Consider the following 20908-nt stretch of genomic DNA (forward strand, 5'->3'; position numbering starts at 1 on the left):
GGCGCTGTCGTGCGAGGCGCTGTCGTGCGAGGCGCTGTCGTGCGAGGCGCTGTCGTGCGAGGCGCTGTCGTGCGAGGCGCTGTCGTGCGAGGCGCTGGCCTGTGAGGCGCTGGCCTGTGACGTGATGTCCTGCGAGGCACGGCCCTGCGGCAGTCCGTCCTGAGCGGGCCGGTCCTGCGAGGCGTCCTGAGAGGCGCTGTCCTGCGGCTGCCCGTCGTGCGAGGCCTGGTCCTGCGAAGCGCTGCCCTGCGGAGCGCTGCTCTGCGGGCCGGTGTTCTGCGGAGCGGTGTCGTGCGGGTGCCTGTCGTGGGAGGACCGGTCGTGCGACGTGCTGTCCTGTGGCGTGCTGTCTCGCGGCGCGCGGGCCTGTGGCGCCTTGTCCTGTGAGGCAGTGCCTTGTGGCGCCGTGGCCTCTGGGTGCTTGTCCTGCGGCGCGATGTCCTGGGGCGCGATGTCCTGGGGGGACCTGGCCGGGGAGGGCGAGTCGCGGCGGTCGGTGGGGGTCCTGTCGACGTACGTCCGCTCCACCCGCTGCCGATCCTGCGGCACCCTGTCCCGGGTGTTGCGCTCCGGATGGCGGCCGGTCGGGCGGACAGGGCGGCGCCGCGGCGGGGCCTCGGGCACGTTGATCGACGCGGTAGGCAGCCCACGCGGGCCGAGCAGCACCTCGCCCACGGCGTCCAGGAGCTGCTGGGCCTCCGCGGCGCCGGGTGTCGGCGGCGATGCCCCGCCGGTCGTGAACCCCGTCGCCAGCGTGTGGGCAAAACCCGCCGGCTCGTTGGGCTTGCCCCCGGGCGTCAGTGGGTCCAACATGAACTCGCTGTGCGCGGATGCGGACCCGGAGTTGGCTCCGCCGGCGCCGGCGACCGTGGAGGGGCCAGCATCCAGGGGCGCACCGGACTGATGCAGACCGGGCTCCATGCGGCACCTCCTCACCGACGGGCCGGGCGGGCCTGGGTTTGGGTAGGTTCCAGCCTAGTTTCCCTCGTGGCATCCGATCGGTCATTTGAGTATGTGCGATCGTCCGATGTGCTTAGCCTTCCAAGTCGATCCGGACCGTCGCGGCGGCCTCCGCGCGGGCGAGAAACGGGCGCCACCGGCCGGCCCCCGTGGCCGGTGATGCCCAGCCCATATCGGCCTTGACCAGGCGTGTCTCCGGCCGCTCGAGCCAGGCGAGGATCCGCTCGGTCTCCTCCGGCGACGCGCGTGGCGTCGGGCCGTGACCCGGCTGGACCGTCTCGGCTGTGGCGAGAACCACATCCAGCGTCGGCTGTGGATGCACCCGCGGGGGTGACACGCCGGCCGCGGCGAGCCGGCCGTGTCGCACCACGGCGAGCTCCCAGCCGCCCTTGGCGGAAGGACGGGCGGCGATCAGCTCGGGCAGGCTGGTCAGCGAGGCGAGCCGCTGCATGCGGATCGTGGCGCGCAGGAACGTGATCAGCCGGGTGCGGATCGTGGCCGCGTCCTCGAATCGCTCGGCGGTGGCGAGGGCCTCGATGCGGGCCATGAGCCCGCGGACGACGGGGCCCGGGTCGCCGGTCGTGGCGGTGCGGAACGGCTCGGCGGCCGCGGTCTCGTAGTCGCCGGGGGAGATGCGGTGCTCGCACGGCGCCGGGCAGCGGCCGAGCTCGGCGAGCGCGCACGCGGGCGTCTTTGTGCGCAGCGACAGCTTGTGGGTGCACTGGCGCAGCGGCAGCGCGTCATAGATGCCGGCGGCGGCGAGCTCGGCGCCGCGGCGGGACGCGAACGGCCCCAGGTATGCCGCGCCGTCGGGCTGCACGTCGCGCACGATCGACAGCCGGGGATAGGCCTCGGCGGTGAGCTTGAGCCACATCACCCGCTCGGGGAATTTGGAGCGGCGGTTGTACGGCGGCTTGTGCGCGGCGATCAGCCGCAGCTCTCTGACCTCGGCCTCCAGGGAGTGGGCGCAGACGATCGCCTCGACCCGCTGCGCCGCGTTGATCATCTCGTCGATGCGGGCGCGCTTCTCGGCGGCGGTGAAGTAGCTGCGGACCCGGGTCGCGATCGACGAGCTGGTGCCGATGTAGAGCGGGCGGTCCTTGTGCCCGCGGAACACGTAGACCCCCGGCGCGTCGGGCAGCCCTTCGGCGAGGTGGCGCTTGCGCCGCTGGGACGGGCTGACCGCCTTCACGAACTCGATCGTGTCGCCGATGGTGTGCACCTTGTGGCTGCCCAGCCTGGCGATCAGCCCGTGCAGGACGTCGACGGTGGCGCGGGCGTCGTCGAGGGCCCGGTGGATCGGCTGGGTGCTCGCGTGGAAGTGCCGGGCGAGGGTGGACAGCTTGTTGTTGGGCACCTCGTCGGCGACCAGGGCCCGCCGGGCGATCGCGGCGGTGTCCAGCACGATCGGCTTCGGCCACGCGTAGCCGTGCTTGGCGCACGCCGCCTTGAGGAACCCGGTGTCATACGGGGCGTTGTGCGCCACCATCACGGCACCCGCGGCGAACTCCAGGAACGCCGGCAGCACCGTGTCGATCTTCGGCGCCTCGACCAGCATCGCCTCGGTGATGCCGGTCAGGACGGTGATGAACGCCGGCAGCCGCTCCTCGGGATTGACCAGCGTGGCGAACTCGCCCAGGACCTCCCCGCCGCGGACCTTGACCGCACCGATCTCGGTGATGCCGCCGCCGTCGGGTGCGCCGCCGGTCGTCTCCAGGTCGACGACCACGAACGTCGACGCGAACAGCGTCGCCGCGCGCGGGTCGTCGAACAGGGCATCGAGCGTTTCCTGGTGGTAGTCGGCCACGCGCGCACACTACGACCAGGGTGTGACAAAAAATCGCTCAGTGCGGCGGGAAGCGCAGCTCGAACCGGACGTCCGGCGAACCGATGGCCGCGTTGGTCCTGGCCACGGTCGCCCCGTGGGACCGCAGGATCTCCGCCACGGCCCGCGGGACCAGTTCGTCGGCCGCCCGCGTGCCGTCGAGGTCGGCCTGCCACTCCGGGGCGATCGAACCGCCCGCGTGGCTGATCTCCACCGTCGGGACCGGGGTGCCCAGCACCCGCACCGCGACCCGTCCGCCGGGCGGCGCGACCTTCAACGCCGAGAACACCACGTAGTCCAGCGCGCGTGACAGTCTGCCGGGATCCGCCTGTACCGACGCCGCATCGGTCACTCCGAGGGTGATGGCCATGTTTCTGGCGTCCGCGATGGGGCGCAACTCGCGGATGCGGGCCTCGGTCAGGTAGGTGAGGTCGACCGACCTGGACTCGGGCGGGCCGTCGAGCGCGGCGGCGTCGACCAGGCGCCGCAGCTCGAGCAGCTCCGTGACCTGCCTGGCGAGCGCCCGCAGCGCCCGCATCTGGTCCAGGTTCAGCCGGTGCGGCGCGTGGTCGACCACGCACAGGGTGCCCAGCGCCGCGCCTTCGCTGGTCAGCAGGGGAGCGCCGGCGTAGAAGCGGATGCCGTCCTCGGCTCTGACGAACGGGTTGTCGGCGAACCGCGCGTCCGCGGTGGCGTCCGGGACGACCATCAGGTCGCGGCCCATGATCGCGTGGGCGCAGAACGCCACCTCGCGGGGCGTCTCGGTGATGCCGTCGAGGCCGGTCTTGGCCTTGAACCACTGTCGCTGGGTGTCGACCAGGGTGACCAGGGAGATCGGGGCGCCGCAGACCTCGGACGCGATCCTGACGATGTCGTCGAAGTCCGTCTCCGGTGGGGTGTCGAGGACCGCCAGCCCCCGCAACGTCGAGATTCGTTCCGCTTCGTTCTCGGGTACCGGCGGCTGCATGTCCGTGCCTCCTCGCTGGCGTACCCAATCGGGTGAAATAAGGATATGTCAGCTTTTAGCCTTTCGAGGGAAGCCGCCGGTCCTGGAGACCATCCGGGGCGAATCTGGTCGACAATGCGACACTGGAGTGATGCCCGCGCACGATGCTCCCGACGACCTCGACGACGAGGCCGCGGTGACGTCTGCGCCGGAGGACGTCGACCTGCCGGACTCCGACGGCGGCGCCGAGCCCGCGCTGCCCGAGATCATCCGCCAGCGGGTCATCTCTCTCGCGGCCGGCGCCATGACCGGCCTGCCCCTCGACGAGCTGCCGATGCCGCTGCGGCGGGTCGCGAAGTTCGCCCCCAACCGGCGCGCCCGCCTCGGCGGACCCGTCATCGCGATGCAGCTGTCCGGCGACCCGCTGCTGCGCCAGCGCCTCGCGACCAGGGTCGTCAACGACGCCGGTGACCTGGGCGCCTCGATCCTGGAAGGGGTCGCGCCGCCGGCCGCCGACCCCGTCGAGGTCGCCGCGCTGGCCTACCTCGCCCGCCCCGACGGCTGGCGCGACCTGGTCGAGCGGGCCACCGACACAGTCCGCACCGAGGCCGAGGGCGCCGCCTCGTCCGAGCGCATCCGCGACGTCGAGCAGCGCCTCGCCCGCGCCGAGCACGACCGCGCCGTCGCCCGGGTCGAGGCCGACAAGCTCCGCGACGAGCTGGCCCGCCTCCGCGACGAGACCGCCGGCCTCCGCGAGGAGGTCCGCTCGCTGGGCAAGGCGCTGCGGGAGAGCCAGGCCAAGGAGCGCAAGGCGACCGACATGCTCGCCAGCGAGAAGGGCCGTGCCACCCGGGCGACCGCCGACCACGACGCCGAGCTGCGCCGCATGCGCGCCAAGCTCGCCGAGGCGGAGACCGTGGCCGGCGCCCAGCGGCAGAGCGCCAAGGACGCCCGCGCCGTCGACGACGCCCGCCTCTGGCTGCTGCTGGAGACGATCGGGCAGGCAGCCGTGGGGCTGCGCCGCGAGCTGGCCCTCGACCCCACCGACCGGCTGCCGGCCGACTTCGTCGCCGAGCACGACGCCGACCGCCCCGACAACGCGCCCGGCACCGGCGCGGCCCGCGCGCTCGACGCCGATGACCCCGCCCGCCTCGACCAGCTGCTGAGCCTGCCGAAGGCGCACATGATCGTCGACGGGTACAACGTCACGAAGAAGGGCTACGGGGAGCTCTCCCTCGAACAGCAGCGCAACCGCCTGGTCGCCGGGGTCGGCGGGCTCGTCGCCCAGACCAGGGCCGAGGTCACCGTCGTCTTCGACGGCGCCGAGCGGGTCGTCGGGCTGCCGCCGGCGCCGCGCGGCGTGCGGGTGCTGTTCTCCAAGAAGGGCGAGACCGCCGACGAGCTGATCCGGCGCCTGGTCAGGGCCGAGCCGGCCGGCCGCCCGGTCGTGGTGATCTCCTCCGACAAGGAGGTCATCGACGGTGTACGCCGCCACGGCGCGTACCCGCTGGGCAACGACACCCTCCTCCGCCGACTCTCACGCTCCTGACCTGCGGAAACGCATTTTTGTCATACCCCCCGCTTACCGTGGAGCTACAGACGGTCAACGGAGGAGGAGCGATGCTCGTCGACTGCGAGACCTGTTCAGTGCGCGGCACCGCCTGCGGCGGTTGCGTGGTGACCCTGCTGCTCGACACGCCACCCGCCCTGCACCAGCTCGGCGCGGCCGAGGTCCGCGCCATCGAGGTGTTCGAGCGGGCCGGGTTCGAGGTCACCGTGCTCGACCCCACCCACGTCGAGCCGGCCGCACCGCGCCGGTCGAGACGGCACCGCGCCGCATAAGCTTGCGGAGTTTCCGACCAGGAGGTGCGGCGTGACTCCTCGCGCATGGGCGGCGATCACCCTCGCGGCGTTGCTCGTCGCGGTCGTGGTGGTCGCGGCGCTGCGGGTGCCCTGGTCGGCGCCGCCCGCGCCGCGAGCCGACCAGCTCGCCGCGCTCGACACGCTGCCCGCCGACGCCGTCGCCAAGGGGCAGGCGTTCCACGCGGCGCTGCGCCCCGGGATGTATCTGTCCATCGGCCTCGGCCTGCTCGTCGCGCTCCTGCTCGGCCTGACCCCGGCCGGCTCGTGGATCGTCGAGCAGGTGTCCCGGCCGTTCGGCGGCCATTGGCTCGCCCGGGCGCTGCTCGGCGGGCTCGCCGTCGTCTTCGCCGGTGAGGTGGCGGCGCTGCCCCTCGCCGCCTGGCGCCAGTCCATCCTCAGGCGCTATGGGCTGTCCACGCAGGACTGGTCCGCCTGGACGGTCGACATGCTCAAGGGCTATGCCGTCGGCGCGGTGATCGGCGCGGTCGTGCTCGTCGGCTTCTTCACCATCACCCACTTCGTGCCCCGCTGGTGGTGGGTGTGGGGTGCGGTCGGCGCGGCCCTGCTCACGGTGCTGTTGTCGTTCATCTTCCCGGTCCTGGTCGAGCCGGTCTTCAACAAGTTCACCCCGATGCCCGAGGGGGAGCAGCGGACCCGGCTCATGGCGCTCGCCGAGCGCGACGGCGTCCCCGTCCGCGACGTGCTGATCGCCGACGCGTCCCGCCGCACCCGGGCCGTCAACGCGTACGTGTCCGGTCTCGGCCCGACGCGCCGCATCGTCGTCTACGACACCCTGCTGGAGAAGGCGCCGCCGGAGGAGGTCGAGTCGGTCGTCGCGCACGAGCTCGGCCACGCCAAGGACGGTGACGTGCTCACCGGCACGCTGCTCGGCGCGTTCGGCGCGGCCGCCGCCGTCTGCGCGCTGTACCTGCTGGGCTCGTGGGGCGGCCTGCTGCGCCGTGCGGGCGTGGACTCGATCGGCGAGCCGCGCGCGGTCGCCCTGCTGATCGCCGTCGCCACCGTGGCGGGCCTGCTCGCCGGCCCGGCCCAGGCGTTCGTGTCGCGCCGCGTCGAGGCCCGCGCCGACCGGCACGCCCTGCAGCTCACCGCCGACCCGGCCGGCTTCGAGGCCATGCAGGGCCGGCTCTCCCTGGTCAACCTCGGCGACCCCGACCCCAACCCCGTCGAGCAGTTCCTGTTCGGCTCCCACCCGACCGCCGTGGAGCGCATGGCCGAGGCCCGCGCCTGGGCCCGAGGCGAGCGATGACCACCCCGCTCACCACCCCCGACGTCCTGCCGGCCGCCGGCGGTGTCCGGCACGTCGCCACCGGGGGGCGCCGTGCGCGTGTCCGTCTGGGTCGTGGTGGCCTGCTTGGCCGAGCTGCGCGTCTGGGTATGAGGCGTCCGATGGTCATTCCGCTCGTCGCCCACGACGTCCTGCCGGTCGCCGGCGGTGTTCGGCCCTTCGCCGCCGTGCGGTGCCGTGAGCGGTTCCGTCCAGGTCGTCGCGGGGCGGTGTATGGCCGCGCTGCGCGTCTGGGCCTGAGGCGTGCGATGACCAGCCTGCGCTCCACGTGTGACGTTCTGCCGGGTGTTGACGGGGCTCTGCGCTTCGCCATGGTGGAGCGTCGTGCGCAATTCCGTCCAGGCCGAGGCACAGGGCGTGCGACGACCAGCCTGCTTGCCGGCCGTGACGTCGTGCTGGGGGTCCGGCGGTCCGGCGCGGTGGAGTGTCTTGTGTGGCTTCCGCCGGGGCGCTGTGCAGTGGGTGGCCGGGGCGTGCGGCGGGCGATGACCGTCCCGCTCGCCGGCCGTGACGACCTGCCGGGCCGTGGCAGCGGTCGGCGGTCCGGCGTGGTGGGGTTCGGAGCGCCGAAGTGATGACCGTGCTGCTCGTGACCCAGGACGTTCCGGCGGGCCGTGGCGGAGTGCGGCGGCTCAGCCTGGTGGTGTCAGAGGTGAACCCCTTGCCCCGGCAGCGACCGGGTGGCCGGGGCAGGCATGGGGCGGCGATGACCAAGGTGCTGGCCGGCCGTGACCTGCTGCGCTGCGGCAGGGTTCGGCCACCGGGCCCGGTGAAGCCGTCGGGCCCGGTGGAGTGGGGGAGTGTCTCGACCGTTCCCGAGTGGTTGGCGGAGGGGCGGAGCTGCGATGTGCGCCCTGCCCGTCGCCGCCGTGCGCCGCAGCGGGCCGGCTGGGTCGGCGGCGCGGCACGGAGGAGTTGCGATGTGCGCCCTGCCCGTCGCCGCCGTGCGCCGCAGCGGGCCGGCTGGGTCGGCGGCGCGGCACGGAGGAGCTGGTCGTCGCTCATGACGTGCGGTCGCGCGGGGGTGCGGTGTGGCCGGGTGGTTGCTGGAGGGGTGGGGGCGCGATGACCACGCTGCTCGTGACGAACGACTTTCCGCCTCGGCCGGGTGGGATCCAGCAGTTCGTGCACAACCTTGCCGTGCGTCAGCCCGCGGGGTCGGTCGTCGTGTACTGCTCGACGTTTCGGGGGGCGGAGAAGTTCGACGCGGAGCAGCCGTTCGAGGTGGTGCGGGAGCGGACCGGCATGCTGCTGCCGACGGCCGGGGTCGCGCGGCGGGCCGCTGAGCTGGCGCGGGCGCACGGGTGCGACAGCGTGTGGTTCGGGGCGGCGGCGCCGCTCGGGCTGCTGGCCGGCGGGCTGCGGCGGCGGGCCGGGGTGGAGCGGGTCGTCGCGCTCACCCACGGGCACGAGGTCGGCTGGGCGGCGCTGCCCGGCGCGCGGAGCCTGCTGCGGCGCATCGGGCGGGGCACGGACGTCGTCACGTACCTCGGCGAGTACACCCGCACCCGGCTCGCCAAGGCGCTGGACGGGCTCACGTCGCTGCAGCGGCTGGCGCCGGGTGTCGACGTGGACGCGTACTCGCCGCAGGTCGACCGGCAGCTGATCCGCGCCCGTCACGGCCTCGCCGACCGGCCGGTGATCGTGTGCGTGTCCCGGCTCGTGCCGCGCAAAGGGCAGGACGTGCTGATCCGGGCGCTGCCGCTCATCCGCCGCGCCGTTCCCGACGCCGCGCTGCTGGTGGTCAGCGGTGGGCCGTACCGGCCTGCGCTGGAGCGGCTCGCGCGGGAGGCGGGGGTCGAGCGGGACGTCGTGTTCACCGGGTCGGTGTCGTGGGCGGAGCTGCCGGCGCACTACGCCGCCGGTGACGTGTTCGCCATGCCGTGCCGGACCCGGCGCCGTGGCCTCGACGTCGAGGGGCTCGGCATCGTGTACCTCGAAGCCTCCGCCACCGGCCTGCCGGTCGTCGCGGGTGACTCCGGCGGCGCGCCCGACGCCGTCCGCGAGGGCGAGACCGGCTTCGTCGTCCCAGGCCGCGACGTCGCCGCGGTCGCCGACCGCGTCACGACCCTGCTGCGCGACCCGGCCCTCGCCGCGAAGATGGGCGCCGCGGGCCGCGCCTGGGTCGAGTCGGACTGGCGCTGGGAGACCCAGGCGGACCGGCTCCGCACCATGCTCACCACACCCGCGCCCGACTTACCCTGACCCGCTCCACAGCCGGCGGCGATGAGCGCTGCCGACGCCAACGGGGAAGGCCGGTGATGAGCGAGGCACGCGAGTCGGTCGAGCGGAGGGCAGGGCGTCGCGGCCTGGGCGGATCGCTTGGGTTCCGCGGGCAAGACGCGCCGCGGTGCTGGCTTCGCGTCGACCCGGTTTCGGTGGCGGTTCGCGGCCGACGTTGAACACCGTGGTGCGTCCGGACGGGTGCGCGGCCCGAAGGTTGTAGGTCCTGCGGGCGATGGGCTGTGGCGTCCGACCTGGTGGCGCCGTTTCCGGAAGACCGATCCCCAGGTGGTCGCCGGGGTGCTGGGCCGTGGCGTCCGGCCCGTGGCGGTCGTCTGCAGAGGTTGCTCAGGCGTGGCGTCGGTGATTCAAGGTGAACGCCGCGACGTGGTGGGTCCGGTGGAGATGCTGGCCTGTGGCGTCCGGCTGCGGCGGTTGAGTGCAGAGTTCGCTCAAGGCGGCGGCGGTCGGTTTTGAAGTCAACGCCGTGGATCGGCCGGGGCGCAGGATTGTGCTGTCCGGCTCGCGGAGGTTGTGTGCCGAGTTCGCTCAGGGGCGGGGGTCGGCGATGAAGAGCTGGGCGCCGTGGTGCGGTGGGGTGGTGGTGATGGCCGCGGGGGCGTCAGCTCGGAAAAGCGTGCGCCGGGTGGACCGGAGGTTCGTGATGGTGGTCAATGGTGAACTGGGGTCATCGGGGGTCGAGAAACGACAGGCTGGCCGTTCTGGGGGTTGGGGGCAGATCGGCCAGCGCCTATCGAAAAGTCGAAATCCGGGGAAGTGGGTCAGAACTTCGGAGCGTCGGGGGCTTCGAGGAGGCCGAGCCGGAGGGCTGTCATGAGGGCCTGGGCGCGGTTGGCGGCGCCGAGCTTCTCGTACAACTTCGATATGTGCGTCTTCGCGGTGGACTCGGAGACGAACAATTGCTTGGCGATGCCGGCGACGCTCATGCCGTCGGCGAGCAGGCGCAGCACCTGGCCCTCGCGGGGGGACAGCTGCGGGCCGCTGGGGGCCAGGCGCCGCTTCATCGCCTCGGCGAGGTCGGCGGCGGTGAACGCGGAAGGCGCCGACGCGGCATGACGGGCCGCGGCGACCACCTCGTCGGCCGGTGCGGTCTTCGGCACGAACGCTGAGGCGCCGGCCTCGAGCGCGCCGAAGAGCTGGTCGTCGCCGGCGTACATGGTCAGGACGACGATGCCCATGGTGTTGCTGGTCTTGCGCAGGGCGCGGGTCGCCTCCAGGCCGCTGCCGTCGGGGAGGCGCAGGTCCATGATGACCACGTCGGGCTGCAGGGCGCCGGCCTGGCGGATCGCCTCGGCGGCCGTCGCGGCCTCGCCCACCACCTCGAACTGCCGGTCACGCTCGAAGGCGTGCCGCAGTCCTCGGCGGATGAGATCGTGGTCGTCGACGAGCAGAACTTTGGTGCGTGTCGTCGGCGTCGCGGTAGTCGACATTCCCGGTGCTCTCTCCCTCTGGTGCCTTCACGCTACCGCGCACGCGGTGCGGTTCCGAGCACAACCGCCACTGTTGTCCCATTCGGCACGCGCGGTGTGATCTCCAACCGGCCTCGGATACGTTCCGCTCTCTCGGCCATGATCGCAAGACCATAGCGTCCGTCTGGGCGGTTCTCACCGATGCCGCTTCCATCGTCGGAGATTTCTACCTGTGCGAACGGTGGATCGACCGCGCACGTTACCCAAAGATTCTCCGCCCCGGCGTGTTTCCGCGCGTTCGTGATGGCTTCCTGGGCAATGCGCAGCAGTTCCGCCTCGACCGCGGCGGGCAGCCGGGCGGTGGTTTCGTCGAGCGAGAGGTGCACGCGGAGCCCGGCGGAGGCGCCGACGGTGCGGGCGTAGTCGGCGATCGCCGCGGTGAGGCCGCCGTACCGGTCGACCTCGCTGCGCAGCTCGAACAGCGACAGCCGCAGCTCGGTGATGACGCGGGTGACCTCGGCGCGCAGGATGCGCAGCTCCTCCTCGGCGGCGGTGGCGTCGGGCAGCGCGGCGACCGCGTTGTCGATGCCGTAGCCGACCATGACGAGCTCCTGGGCGACACCGTCGTGGATCTCGCGGGCGAGCCGCTGCCGCTCCTCGGTGGTGGCGAGGGACCGGACCTCGTCGAAGAGCAGCGCCGCCTCGAGGCGCAGCGCGGCCGCGCCGGTCAGGCCGGTGACGCGGGCGAGGATCGCCGGCGGGTACGCCCCGGCGGTGTCACTCTCCAGGATGATGAGCCCGACGGTGCGGACGCCGGCGACGAGCGGCACGACCATCGAGGAGATGTCGCGGCTGGGCGCGACCGAGCGGGCCTGCGAGCGGCCCGACACGACCGGCTGCTGGGTCGCCCACGCGTCGGCGACGGAGCTCTCGGTGTCCAGCGCGGTCTCCCAGTCGAGGCGCTCCACGCCGGCCTGGGCGAGCACGACGAGCCGGCCGCCGCCGCTGCCGGACAGGACGGCGCCGCGGGACGACGGGACCATCGCCCGGACCTCGTCGAGGAGGTGCTCGGCGAGGCCGCCGGGGTCGAGGGTGGCGCCGGGCAGCTGCCGGGCGACGCTGCGCAGCTGGGTGAGCAGGCGGGTCGCCTCCACGTACGGCTGTGGCGTCTCGTCGGTGCGCCGGGCGAGGAACGCCCGCTGCAGGACCCCCGCCTGGTACGCGCTGATCCCGGCGACGACCACCCAGGTCAGGCAGGCGCCGAGGTGCTTGCGGTCGTCGAGCACCCCGTCGACGGCGCCACCGGCCACGAGGAGCGCCACCGCGGCCGCAAGGTACCCGCCGGCGACGACCATCCCCGAGGCGAGGGCCGTGCCGACGACCGGCACCGGCAGGTACACGAGGAAGTCGGTGTCCACCCCGGAGGCGGCGAGCGCGACGACGAGCACCTCGGCGGCGCGCCCGAAGTGCGCGATCCGGTGTGCCGGCGGCGCGACCGTGGCGATGGCCACCGCGATCAGCAGCAGCGCGAGCCAGAGCAGCTCCTCGGCACCCGTGCCGTCGATGAACAGCAGCGCCGCGACGAGCGCGAGCATCAGGACACGAACCGCGATCACGGCGCCTCTGGGACGGTCGCCCAGCACCGTCAGCTCGGTCAACGAATGGTCCTCCCTACCGTAGGTGGTGGCATCAGCGCTCGTAGATGGCGGCGATCTCGCCGGCGTACTCCTTCAGGACGACGTTCCGCTTCACCTTCAACGACGGAGTGAGCGTTCCGGTCGCCTCGGTGAAGTCCTGCGGCAGGATCCGGAACACCTTGATCGCCTCGGCCTTCGACACGGCGGTGTTGGCGTCGTCGATCGCGGTCTGGATCTCGGCGCGCAGCTCGGGGTCGTCGACGAGCGCGGCCGCGTCGGCGGGCTTGCCGTGCGCGGAGGCCCAGGCCGGCAGCGCGTCGGGGTCGACGGTGACGAGGGCGGCGATGAACGGCTGCCGGTCGCCGACGACCATGCACTGGCTGACGAGCGGGTGCGCGCGGACCCGGTCCTCCAGGACGGCCGGGGCGACGTTCTTGCCGCCCGCGGTGACGATGAGCTCCTTCTTGCGGCCGGTGATGCGCAGGTACCCGTCGTCGTCGAGCTCGCCGATGTCGCCGGTGTGGAACCAGCCGTCCGCGTCGATCGCCTCCGCCGTCGCGGCGGGGTTGTTCCAGTACCCCTTGAAGACGATGTCGCCCTGGACGAGGATCTCGCCGTCGTCGTCGATGCGGATCGTGACGCCGGGCAGCGGGCGCCCGACGGTGCCCATGCGCGCGCCGGTGTCGCGGTTGGCGTTGGTGGCGGGGGAGGTCTCGGTCAGCCCGTACCCCTCGAAGATGGTGACGCCGATGCCGCGGTAGAAGTGCGCGAGCCGCTCGCCGAGGGGCGCGCCGCCGGAGATCGCCCGCGAGCACTGCCCGCCGAGCGCGGCCCGCAGCTTCCCGTACACGAGACGGTCGAACAACGCGTGCTGCGCGCGCAACAGCGGACCGGGCCGCTCCGCGGAGCTGAACGCGATCGCCACCCGCTCCGCCCGGTCGAAGATGGCGCCCTTGCCGTCGGCGTGGGCGCGCTGCTTCGCCGTGTTGTAGACCTTCTCGAACACGCGCGGCACCGACAGCACGAACGTCGGCCGGAAGCTCTGCAGGGTCGCCGCCAGGTTCTTCGTGTCGGCGGTGTGGCCCATCGTGGCCCTGGCCTGCACGACGCCGATCTGGATCAGCCGGGCGAACGAGTGCGCCAGGGGCAGGAACAGCAGCGTCCGGGCGCCCTGGTGGAACAGCGACTGCAGCTCGGGGATCGCGTTGACGATGTCCGACAGCATGTTGCGGTGGGTGATCATGCAGCCCTTGGGCCGGCCGGTGGTCCCGCTGGTGTAGATGATCGTGGCGAGGTCGTCGGCCCTGGTGGCGGCCCGCCGCCGCTCGACGTCCTCGCGGGGCACGGCTGCGCCGTCGGCGCCGAGGACGTCAATCGCGCCGGGCGCGCCGTCGATCTGCCACACGTGCTCGACCGCCGGCAGCTGGTCGCGGATCGCGGCGACCGTGTCGCGGTGCGTGTCGGTCTCGACGAAGCAGGCGACCGAGCCGGAGTCCTCGAGGATCCAGGCGATCTGCTCCGCGCTGGACGTCTCGTAGATCGGCACGGTGACCGCGCCGACCGACCAGATCGCGTAGTCGATGAGGGTCCACTCGTAGCGCGTCTTGCTCATCAGCGCGACCCGCTCACCCGGCTCGACGCCGGCGGCGAGCAGCCCCCGGGCGAGCGTCAGCACCTGGTCGTGGAACTGCGCGCAGGTGACATCCTGCCACCCGCCAGCTTGCTGGCGCTGGAACTGCACCGCGTCCGGCGCGGTGACCGCGTTGTCCCACACGGGGTCGGTCAGCGTGGCGTGGTCGCCGACAGTGACCGCTGAGGGCACGGTGAACTCGCGCACGTTCCGACTCCTTCGTTTCAACCCGTATTCGGGAACCTACCCTGCCGACGGATCGTCAGGCGCACCGCAGAGGTAGCCTGCCACGCATGGCCGACACTTCGACGCAGTCGATCGTCATTGACGCGCCCCCGGAGCGCATCGCCGAGGTCATCGCCGACTTCGCCCGATACCCCGAGTGGGTCGCCGCGGTGAAGTCGGTCGAGGTGGTCGAGGAGTACGAGGACGGCTACGCCAGTCAGGTGCGCTTCGCGCTGGACTCCGGCCCGGTGTCGGACGAGTACACGCTGCAGTACGAGTATGCCGAGGACCTGACCCGGATCGAGTGGAGCCTGGTCGCGCCGTCGAAGATGCAGAAGCAGCAGGACGGCTCCTACGACATCACCGCCAACGGCGACGGCACCTCCACGGTCACGTACTCCCTCGCCGTGGAGCTCGCGATCGGCATGCTCGGCATGTTCAAGCGCAAGGCCGAGAAGATGATCATGGACACCGCGCTCAAGGAGCTCAAGCGGCGGGTCGAGGGGGCGGCATGACCCGGGACCCGCGCGAGGAGGCCGAACGCCTCGTCGCGACCGCCCTCGCCGCCCTGTCGGTCGCCGCGAACAGCACCGCCGGCTTCGCCACCGGCTCCGCCGAGTGCTGCGTCTGCCCGGTCTGCAAGGCCATCGCCGCCGCCCGGGACCCCGACCCCGAGTTCGCCGAGCGCCTCGCCTCCGGCGTCGGCGACCTGGCCGTCGGCCTGGCGGGCGTCCTGCGCGCCTTCGGCGGCGACAGCGCGACCGGAGCGCGTCGCGACAGCTCGCCAGGATCCACCGGTACACCGGAAACCCCCGAAACACCCGAAGACGTGTGGCAGCACGCCACGACGGAGACACCGAAGTCGCCGAAACCGATGGCCAAGAAGGCCGTCAAACCCAAGATTGATCCCGAGGCATAGCGCCTGTGCGAGAGGAGACAGACGCGGTGGGATTGACCATCGGAGTCGACATCGGCGGAACCAAGGTCCTCGGCGGAGTCGTCGACTCGGCGGGTGACGTCCTCGCGCAGACCCGGCGCGACACGCCGGCACAGGACTCGTCGCAGACGGCCGACCGGATCATCGAGGTGATCCAGGAGCTGGCCGCCGCGCACCCCGTCGACGCCGTCGGCATCGGCGCGGCCGGCTGGATCGACGCGACCCGCTCGACCGTCCAGTTCGCCCCCAACCTCGCCTGGCGCAACGAGCCGCTGCGCGAGAAGATCACCGCCGCGGTCGGCCTGCCCGTCGTCGTGGAGAACGACGGCAACGCCGCCACCTGGGCAGAGTTCCAGTTCGGCGCCGGCCACGACGCCGACAGCTCGATGGTCCTCTTCACCGTCGGCACCGGCATCGGCGGCGGCATCGTCATCAACGGCGGCCTCATCCGCGGCACCAACGGCATCGCCGCCGAGCTCGGCCACATGACGATGGTCCCCGGCGGCCATCCCTGCGGCTGCGGGCGCAACGGCTGCCTCGAGCAGTACGCCAGCGGCAACGCCCTCGTCCGCTTCGCCAAGGCCGACGCCCGCGAACGCCCGGAGCTCGCCGAACAGCTCCTCGCCCTGGTCGGCGGCGACGTCGACGCCATCCGGGGGCACTTCGTGACGCAGGCCGCCCGCCTCGGCGACACCGTCGCGACCGGCGCCTTCGAGCAGATCGGCCGCTGGCTGGGCGTCGCCCTCGCCGACATCGTGCAGATCCTCGACCCGCAGGTCATCGTCGTCGGCGGCGGCGTCATCGACGCCGGCGACCTGCTCATGAAGCCCGCCCGGGCCAGCTACGAGGAGCAGCTCGCCCAGCGCGGCCGGCTCCCCGTCGCCGAGGTCCGCCCCGCCCTGATGGGCAACCTCGCGGGAGTGGTCGGAGCCGCCGACCTGGCGCGCGTATGAGCAAACTCCGGGTCCTCTCGTACAACCTGCACAGCCTGCGGGACGACCGCCGCGCCCTCGCGCAGGTCGTACGGGAGATCGCGCCCGACGTGGCGATCCTGCAGGAGGCGCCCCGCCGCTTCCGGTGGCGGCAGAAGTCGGCGGCCCTCGCCCGCGACTTCGAGCTCGTCATCGGCGGCGGCGGCCTGCCGTCCCTGGGCAACCTCGTCCTGCTCAACCTGCGCGTCCGCCCGATCGGCGCCTTCGACATCCGGTACCCGCTGACCCCCGGCCGGCACATGCGCGGCGCCGCGTTCGTCCGCTGCCGCGTCGGGCGGTCGGCGTTCGCGGTCGCCGGCTCCCACCTGTCCACCGACGCCACCGAACGCCCCGGCCAGGCCACGCTGCTCAAACAGCACCTGTCCGAGCTGGCCGAGCCGGTCGTCTTCGCCGCCGACCTCAACGAGAACTCCGGCGGCGCGGCCTGGCGCACCCTCGCCGACGGCCTCGTCGACAGCGCCGGCACCGACGCCCGCCACACGTACCCGTGCTCCGCCCCACGCGAGCGCCTCGACGTCGTCTTCGTCGACCCCAGCATCACCGTCCTGTCCTACGAGGTCGTCGACACCCCCGCCGCCCGCCAGGCCAGCGACCACTTCCCGGTCGTCGTCGAGCTCGACCTGCCCGAGTAGCCCGCCCTCCCGCCTCGCCGGGCCCTTCCCGTGATCCGGAAGACTTTGTGCACCCAGGGCTGCCCGAAGTCTTCCGGATCATGGGTGCCGGGTTCGGGGGCGTGACGTGCGGGACTGGACAAACCAGCGCCGAGCGGACGAGGATCTGCCCGCGACAAGGCGTGCGCGGCGACCGGGGCGCACGGTGCAGTGGGACGCGGTGCAGTGGGGAGACGACGCGGGTGACGAGCTTCGACGAACTGGCCGGCGGCGCGACCCACTGGCGCGACGGCGAACCCGTCTATGACCGCGGCGACACCGTCTGCGTCATCGGCGCCGGCGGCACCGGCCTCACCGCGATCAAGAACCTCCGCGAGGCGGGCTTCGGCGTCGACTGCTACGAGCGCGAGACCGGCGTCGGCGGCGGATGGAACTGGCGGCACGACCGCAGCCCCGTGTACGCCAGCACGCACCTGATCTCGTCGAAGCCGTTCACGCAGTTCCCCGACTTCCCGATGCCCGACGACTGGCCCGACTACCCGCACCACTCGCAGCTGCTCGCCTACTTCGAGCGGTACGCCGACCACTTCTCGCTGCGGGAGCACATCTGGTTCGGCACCGAGGTCGCCCGGGTCGAGCCCGCCGACGACCCGGCCGGCGGCCCGCCCCGGTGGGACGTCACCGTGCGCGGCTCGCGGGGCGGGGCGCCGCGGACCATGCGCTACGCCGCCGTCGTGGTCGCCAACGGGCACAACTGGTCGCCGAAGATGCCCGAGTACGAGGGGCTCGAGGACTTCCGCGGCAAGGTCATCCACGCCAGTCAGTACAAGGACGCCTCCCAGCTGCGGGGGCGCAAGGTGCTGGTCGTCGGCGCCGGCAACACCGGCTGCGACATCGCGGTCGAGGCGGCCCAGCAGGCGGCGAAGTGCTGGCACTCGACCCGTCGCGGCTACTGGTACGCGCCGAAGTACGCCCTCGGCAAACCCGCCGACCAGGTCAACGACCGGATCCTCGCGATGCGGCTGCCGTTCCGGCTGCGCCAGTGGCTGCTGCAGCGCACGATCAACATGACCGTCGGCGACCTGACCCGCTTCGGCCTGCCGAAACCCGACCACGGCCTGCTCGAGATGCACCCGCTCGTCAACAGCCAGCTGCCGTACTACCTCGGACACGGCGGGATCACGCCGCTGTCCGACGTCAAACGCTTCGACCGCACGGACGTCGTCCTCACCGACGGCCGCACGATCGAGCCCGACCTGGTGGTCTTCGCCACGGGGTACCGGCCGAGCTTCGACTTCCTCGCCCCGGAGCTGCTCTCGACGGACTCGGCCGGCCGCCCGCGACTGGCGCTGCAAATGCTGTCGCGCACCCACCCGACCCTCGCCGTCGCCGGCCTGCTGCAGCCCGACTCGGGGGTGTTCACGCTGGCGCACTGGCAGACGGTGTTCATCGCCCAGTGGCTGCGCGTCCTCGACGCGTCGCCGACCCGCGCGCAGGCCCTGTGGGCGAAGCTGCGCCAGGAAGGCGACCGGCGCTTCACCGCCGGCAAGGTCACCGACTCGACCCGGCACTGGTTCGAGGTGAGCCACTTCGTGTACCTGCAGGAGCTGGAGAAGTCCCTGCACGAGCTGGAGGCGGTCCGTTGACCACCCGTGCCCCGTCCGCCACGACCCGCGTCATGCGCTCCGACGAGTGGTCGTCGCCGCCGAAGCCGGTGCGGCGCGAGGTGCTCACCGAGCAGCCCGCCTCGTCTTCGTCCTTGGCTTCGTCCTTGGCTTCGGCTTCCGAGGACCGCCCGCCGGTGCTGTTCGTCCCCGGGTACGGCCACGGCGCCTGGGCCTTCGCCCAGCACTGGCTGGAACACACCGCCGGCCGGGGCTTCCCCGCCGCCGCGATGAGCCTGCGCGGCCACGGCGGCAGCGGCCCCGACCCCGACGCCCGCCTGCGCGACTACGTCCACGACGTCACCCAGGTGGCCGCCGGCCTGCCGAAACAGGCGATCCTCGTCGGCCACGGCACCGGCGCCCTCGTCGTGGCGATGGCGCTCGCCCGGTACCCGGCCCGCGCCGGCGTCCTCGTCGCCCCCGTCTTCGGCGGCCTGGCCACCGCCCTCGGCCTGCTGCGCCGCAACCCTGTCGGCACGCTCCCCGGCCTCTTCGGCGGCCACGTCAGCCTGCGCCCCACGCAGCTGTTCAGCCGCTCGCTGCCGGCCTCGGCGGCCCAGTCGTTCGCCGCCCGCCTCCAGCGCGTCCCCGCCGGCGCGCAGCGTCAGCTCATCCGCCGCCAGGAGCCCGAACCCCCGGTCGGCACCCCGCCGGTCCTCGTCGCCGGCAGCCCCGACGACCGCGTGGTCTCCGCGTCGGCGCTGGAGTGGGTCGCCCGCAGGTACGGCGGCTCCCCGCTCCTCTTCCCGGGCATGGGCCACGACCTGATGCTCGACGCCCGCTGGCAGGAACCCATCGACGCCATCCTCGACTGGCTGGAGAAACCCGCCTGACCGCCCTCACGGGCGCTGTTGCCGGGGCGTCGTCTTCATCGCCGGCGCGGGCGCCGTTGCCGGGGGTGGGTCAGACGCGGGCGCCGTTGTCGGGGTCGTCGTCCTCTTCGTCGCCGGGGCGGAGGCGCAGGATCAGGGTGACGAAGCCGCTCAGCAGCAGGGCGAAGCCCAGGAACAGGGTGGACTGGGGGCCGAAGACCGGCAGGAGGTCGGGCCAGATCAGCAGGATGAGGCCGCCGATGAGGGCCAGGACCGCCAGGACGGTCGACGGGGCGATCCGTGGCAGCGGGGGTGGGGGAGGCGGGGTGTAGCCGGCGTCGTCGTCCTCGTCGTCGGGGAGGTCGGCGCCGAAGGAGTCGAGGCTGTCCAGGAGGGAGCGGTCGACGGCGTCGGAGGCGCGGCGCAGCGGGGTGCGGGGGGCCGGCTCGGTGTCCATGTCGGCGGCGGCGGAGCCTGAGGAGTCGAGGTCCTCGGCGGCGGGCCAGGGGGCGCTGGTCGGATCGACGGTGGTGTGGAAGCCGGCGATGATGCTGGCGAACGTCTCGTCGTCCGACTTGCGGCTCGTTTTGGCCTCCTGGGATGACGGGGATGACTGCGATGACGGGGATGACGGGGGTGAGGGTGCCGTGGCGGGCTGGGGGGTCTCGGCGGGTGGGGTGTGCTGCTCGGGCACGGCGGTAAGCTGGGTGAAATAGTCGCGCGCCGTGGCGAGGTGGTCACGATCAGCGTAGAGCCGGTCGGTGGGTCTGGCGGGCAGGGTCGTGGTGCGCGTCACCGGGTGCAAGTCGGTGGCGGGCTGCAGATAGGCGGCGATGCCGCCGGCCGCCAGCACGTCCAGCAGATGCTCGCCGACCCGCGGGTCGACGTCTCCGACCACCGCGTACTCCTGCGCTACCAGGCCGTTGTCGCGCCGGCCGCGCCGCGCCCCACCCCCTGGCACCGCCTGCCCCTCCCCGCGGCCGACACCGCGACGACCGGGTCCGCCGCGAAAAAACCGCTGACCGAAATCCTGACACGTGCACGGGCGGTTCCGGGAGTGCGTTGTGGTGTGCCGAACTGCTTCGTAGGCTCTTTGCGACGGTCATCACCGATTGTCTGGCAGATCTTGGAAGGTTGAGCGGTGCTCTACTGGTTCCTCAAGTACATCGTCCTCGGGCCTGTGCTGAAGCTCATCTTCCGCCCCAGGGTGGAGGGGCTGGAGCACGTCCCCACCGAGGGGCCCGTGATCATCGCCAGCAACCACCTGTCGTTCGCGGACTCGATCTTCATGCCGCTGAGCGTCAAACGGCGGGTCACGTTCCCGGCGAAAGCGGAGTATTTCACCGGCAAAGGCATCAAGGGCCGCCTGATCAAGCTGTTCTTCGCCGGCACCGGGCAGGTGCCGATCGACCGTTCCGGTGGGAAGGCGGCGCGGGCCGCGCTGGAGGTCGGGCTCAAGATCCTGCGGGAGGGCGGCATCTTCGGCATCTACCCGGAGGGCACCCGCTCGCCGGACGGCCGGCTCTACCGGGGCAAGACCGGGGTGGCCCGGCTCGCGCTGGAGTCCGGTGCCGTGGTCGTGCCGGTGGCGATGATGAACATGGACAAGGTTCAGCCGATCGGGCAGATCCTGCCGAACCTGAAGCGCGTGCACATCCGCTTCGGGCCGGCGCTGGACTTCTCCCGGTACGCGGGGATGGCCGGCGACCGGTTCATCGAGCGCGCCGTCACCGACGAGATCATGTACGAGCTGATGACCCTCTCCGGCCGCGAGTACATCGACATGTACGCGCAGAAGGTGAAGAGCACCCCGGAGCCGCAGAAGCAGCCCGTGGCGGCGTAGACGC

17 protein-coding genes and 1 pseudogene are annotated in these 20908 nt (G+C 72.6%); 11 read left to right on the plus strand and 7 right to left on the minus strand.

The genetic code is table 11. The annotated features are described in order from the left end of the window. The 3 genes from AB0J72_RS35560 to AB0J72_RS35570 form a co-directional block, all read right to left on the minus strand. On the minus strand, nt 1-813 hold an 813-nt coding region (locus AB0J72_RS35560; RefSeq protein WP_363406585.1), incomplete at its 3' end, for a hypothetical protein. Nucleotides 814-1033: 220 nt separating this feature from the next. Next, nucleotides 1034-2767, minus strand: coding sequence for a DEDD exonuclease domain-containing protein (locus tag AB0J72_RS35565; RefSeq protein ID WP_363406588.1), 1734 nt, complete (start codon nt 2765-2767; stop codon nt 1034-1036). A gap of 37 nt (nt 2768-2804) precedes the next feature. Next, nucleotides 2805-3752, minus strand: coding sequence for a GAF domain-containing protein (locus AB0J72_RS35570; RefSeq protein WP_363406591.1), 948 nt, complete (start codon nt 3750-3752; stop codon nt 2805-2807). 130 nt (nt 3753-3882) lie between these two features. Here AB0J72_RS35570 and AB0J72_RS35575 point away from each other — a divergent pair, with 130 nt between their 5' ends. From AB0J72_RS35575 to AB0J72_RS35590, 4 genes are all read left to right on the plus strand, one after another. Continuing rightward, complete coding sequence (locus AB0J72_RS35575; RefSeq protein ID WP_363406594.1) at nt 3883-5280, plus strand: NYN domain-containing protein; 1398 nt, start codon at nt 3883-3885, stop codon at nt 5278-5280. 71 nt (nt 5281-5351) lie between these two features. After that, nucleotides 5352-5573, plus strand: a complete 222-nt coding sequence (locus tag AB0J72_RS35580) for a hypothetical protein (RefSeq protein WP_344506273.1) — start codon at nt 5352-5354, stop codon at nt 5571-5573. 31 nt (nt 5574-5604) lie between these two features. After that, complete coding sequence (locus AB0J72_RS35585) at nt 5605-6861, plus strand: M48 family metallopeptidase (protein WP_363406596.1); 1257 nt, start codon at nt 5605-5607, stop codon at nt 6859-6861. A 1104-nt stretch (nt 6862-7965) separates the two neighbouring features. Further along, the gene (locus tag AB0J72_RS35590) at nt 7966-9105 is read left to right on the plus strand and encodes a glycosyltransferase family 4 protein (protein ID WP_363406598.1); all 1140 of its coding nucleotides are present in this window, start codon (nt 7966-7968) and stop codon (nt 9103-9105) included. 800 nt (nt 9106-9905) lie between these two features. Here the strand turns inward: AB0J72_RS35590 and AB0J72_RS35595 are convergent. From AB0J72_RS35595 to AB0J72_RS35605, 3 genes are all read right to left on the minus strand, one after another. Continuing rightward, on the minus strand, nt 9906-10574 hold the full coding sequence (locus tag AB0J72_RS35595) for a response regulator transcription factor (protein WP_033362529.1): 669 nt from the start codon (nt 10572-10574) through the stop codon (nt 9906-9908). Between the two features lie 32 nt (nt 10575-10606). Next, a complete protein-coding gene (locus AB0J72_RS35600; protein ID WP_363406646.1) occupies nt 10607-12148 on the minus strand; it encodes a GAF domain-containing sensor histidine kinase in 1542 nt (513 codons plus the stop codon). Between the two features lie 94 nt (nt 12149-12242). Beyond that, nucleotides 12243-14027, minus strand: a complete 1785-nt coding sequence (locus tag AB0J72_RS35605) for a long-chain fatty acid--CoA ligase (protein WP_363406601.1) — start codon at nt 14025-14027, stop codon at nt 12243-12245. Between the two features lie 86 nt (nt 14028-14113). On the opposite strand from AB0J72_RS35605, the gene AB0J72_RS35610 reads away from it, so the two are divergent. The 6 genes and pseudogenes from AB0J72_RS35610 (at nt 14114) to AB0J72_RS35635 (ending at nt 19082) form a co-directional block, all read left to right on the plus strand. Next, nucleotides 14114-14560, plus strand: coding sequence for an SRPBCC family protein (locus AB0J72_RS35610; RefSeq protein ID WP_360570735.1), 447 nt, complete (start codon nt 14114-14116; stop codon nt 14558-14560). Beyond that, nucleotides 14557-14790 (plus strand): annotated as a pseudogene (locus AB0J72_RS35615) (hypothetical protein); the annotation flags it as partial. The gene AB0J72_RS35610 and the pseudogene AB0J72_RS35615, both read left to right, overlap by 4 nt. Before the next feature lie 200 nt (nt 14791-14990). After that, complete coding sequence (locus tag AB0J72_RS35620) at nt 14991-15935, plus strand: ROK family glucokinase (RefSeq protein WP_360570731.1); 945 nt, start codon at nt 14991-14993, stop codon at nt 15933-15935. After that, on the plus strand, nt 15932-16606 hold the full coding sequence (locus AB0J72_RS35625) for an endonuclease/exonuclease/phosphatase family protein (protein WP_363406605.1): 675 nt from the start codon (nt 15932-15934) through the stop codon (nt 16604-16606). The genes AB0J72_RS35620 and AB0J72_RS35625 overlap by 4 nt, the downstream gene beginning before the upstream one ends. Before the next feature lie 221 nt (nt 16607-16827). Next, nucleotides 16828-18231 (plus strand): NAD(P)-binding domain-containing protein, encoded by a 1404-nt coding sequence (locus AB0J72_RS35630; RefSeq protein WP_363406608.1) that lies wholly within the window; start codon nt 16828-16830, stop codon nt 18229-18231. 32 nt (nt 18232-18263) lie between these two features. Beyond that, nucleotides 18264-19082: an alpha/beta fold hydrolase gene (locus AB0J72_RS35635; protein ID WP_363406649.1), complete on the plus strand. Its 819-nt coding sequence runs from the start codon at nt 18264-18266 to the stop codon at nt 19080-19082. Nucleotides 19083-19152: 70 nt separating this feature from the next. On the opposite strand, the gene AB0J72_RS35640 is transcribed toward AB0J72_RS35635, so the two are convergent. Beyond that, entirely contained in the window at nt 19153-20022 is an 870-nt protein-coding gene (locus AB0J72_RS35640; RefSeq protein ID WP_363406611.1) for a DUF308 domain-containing protein, read from the minus strand. 180 nt (nt 20023-20202) lie between these two features. On the opposite strand from AB0J72_RS35640, the gene AB0J72_RS35645 reads away from it, so the two are divergent. Next, nucleotides 20203-20904, plus strand: a complete 702-nt coding sequence (locus tag AB0J72_RS35645; protein ID WP_363406614.1) for a lysophospholipid acyltransferase family protein — start codon at nt 20203-20205, stop codon at nt 20902-20904. Nucleotides 20905-20908 lie beyond the last annotated feature (4 nt).

This window comes from Dactylosporangium sp. NPDC049742 (assembly GCF_040674675.1).
Classification (GTDB): Bacteria; Actinomycetota; Actinomycetes; order Mycobacteriales; family Micromonosporaceae; genus Dactylosporangium; species Dactylosporangium maewongense.

Bases quoted from the DNA above. Each gene is read 5' to 3' on its own strand.
- AB0J72_RS35570 (WP_363406591.1), bottom strand. From the start codon at position 3,752: ATGCAGCCGCCGGTACCCGAGAACGAAGCGGAACGAATCTCGACGTTG.
- AB0J72_RS35575 (WP_363406594.1), top strand. From the start codon at position 3,883: ATGCCCGCGCACGATGCTCCCGACGACCTCGACGACGAGGCCGCGGTG.
- AB0J72_RS35580 (WP_344506273.1), top strand. From the start codon at position 5,352: ATGCTCGTCGACTGCGAGACCTGTTCAGTGCGCGGCACCGCCTGCGGC.
- AB0J72_RS35590 (WP_363406598.1), top strand. From the start codon at position 7,966: ATGACCACGCTGCTCGTGACGAACGACTTTCCGCCTCGGCCGGGTGGG.
- AB0J72_RS35595 (WP_033362529.1), bottom strand. From the start codon at position 10,574: ATGTCGACTACCGCGACGCCGACGACACGCACCAAAGTTCTGCTCGTC.
- AB0J72_RS35600 (WP_363406646.1), bottom strand. From the start codon at position 12,148: ATGCTCGCGCTCGTCGCGGCGCTGCTGTTCATCGACGGCACGGGTGCC.
- AB0J72_RS35610 (WP_360570735.1), top strand. From the start codon at position 14,114: ATGGCCGACACTTCGACGCAGTCGATCGTCATTGACGCGCCCCCGGAG.
- AB0J72_RS35625 (WP_363406605.1), top strand. From the start codon at position 15,932: ATGAGCAAACTCCGGGTCCTCTCGTACAACCTGCACAGCCTGCGGGAC.
- AB0J72_RS35635 (WP_363406649.1), top strand. From the start codon at position 18,264: ATGCGCTCCGACGAGTGGTCGTCGCCGCCGAAGCCGGTGCGGCGCGAG.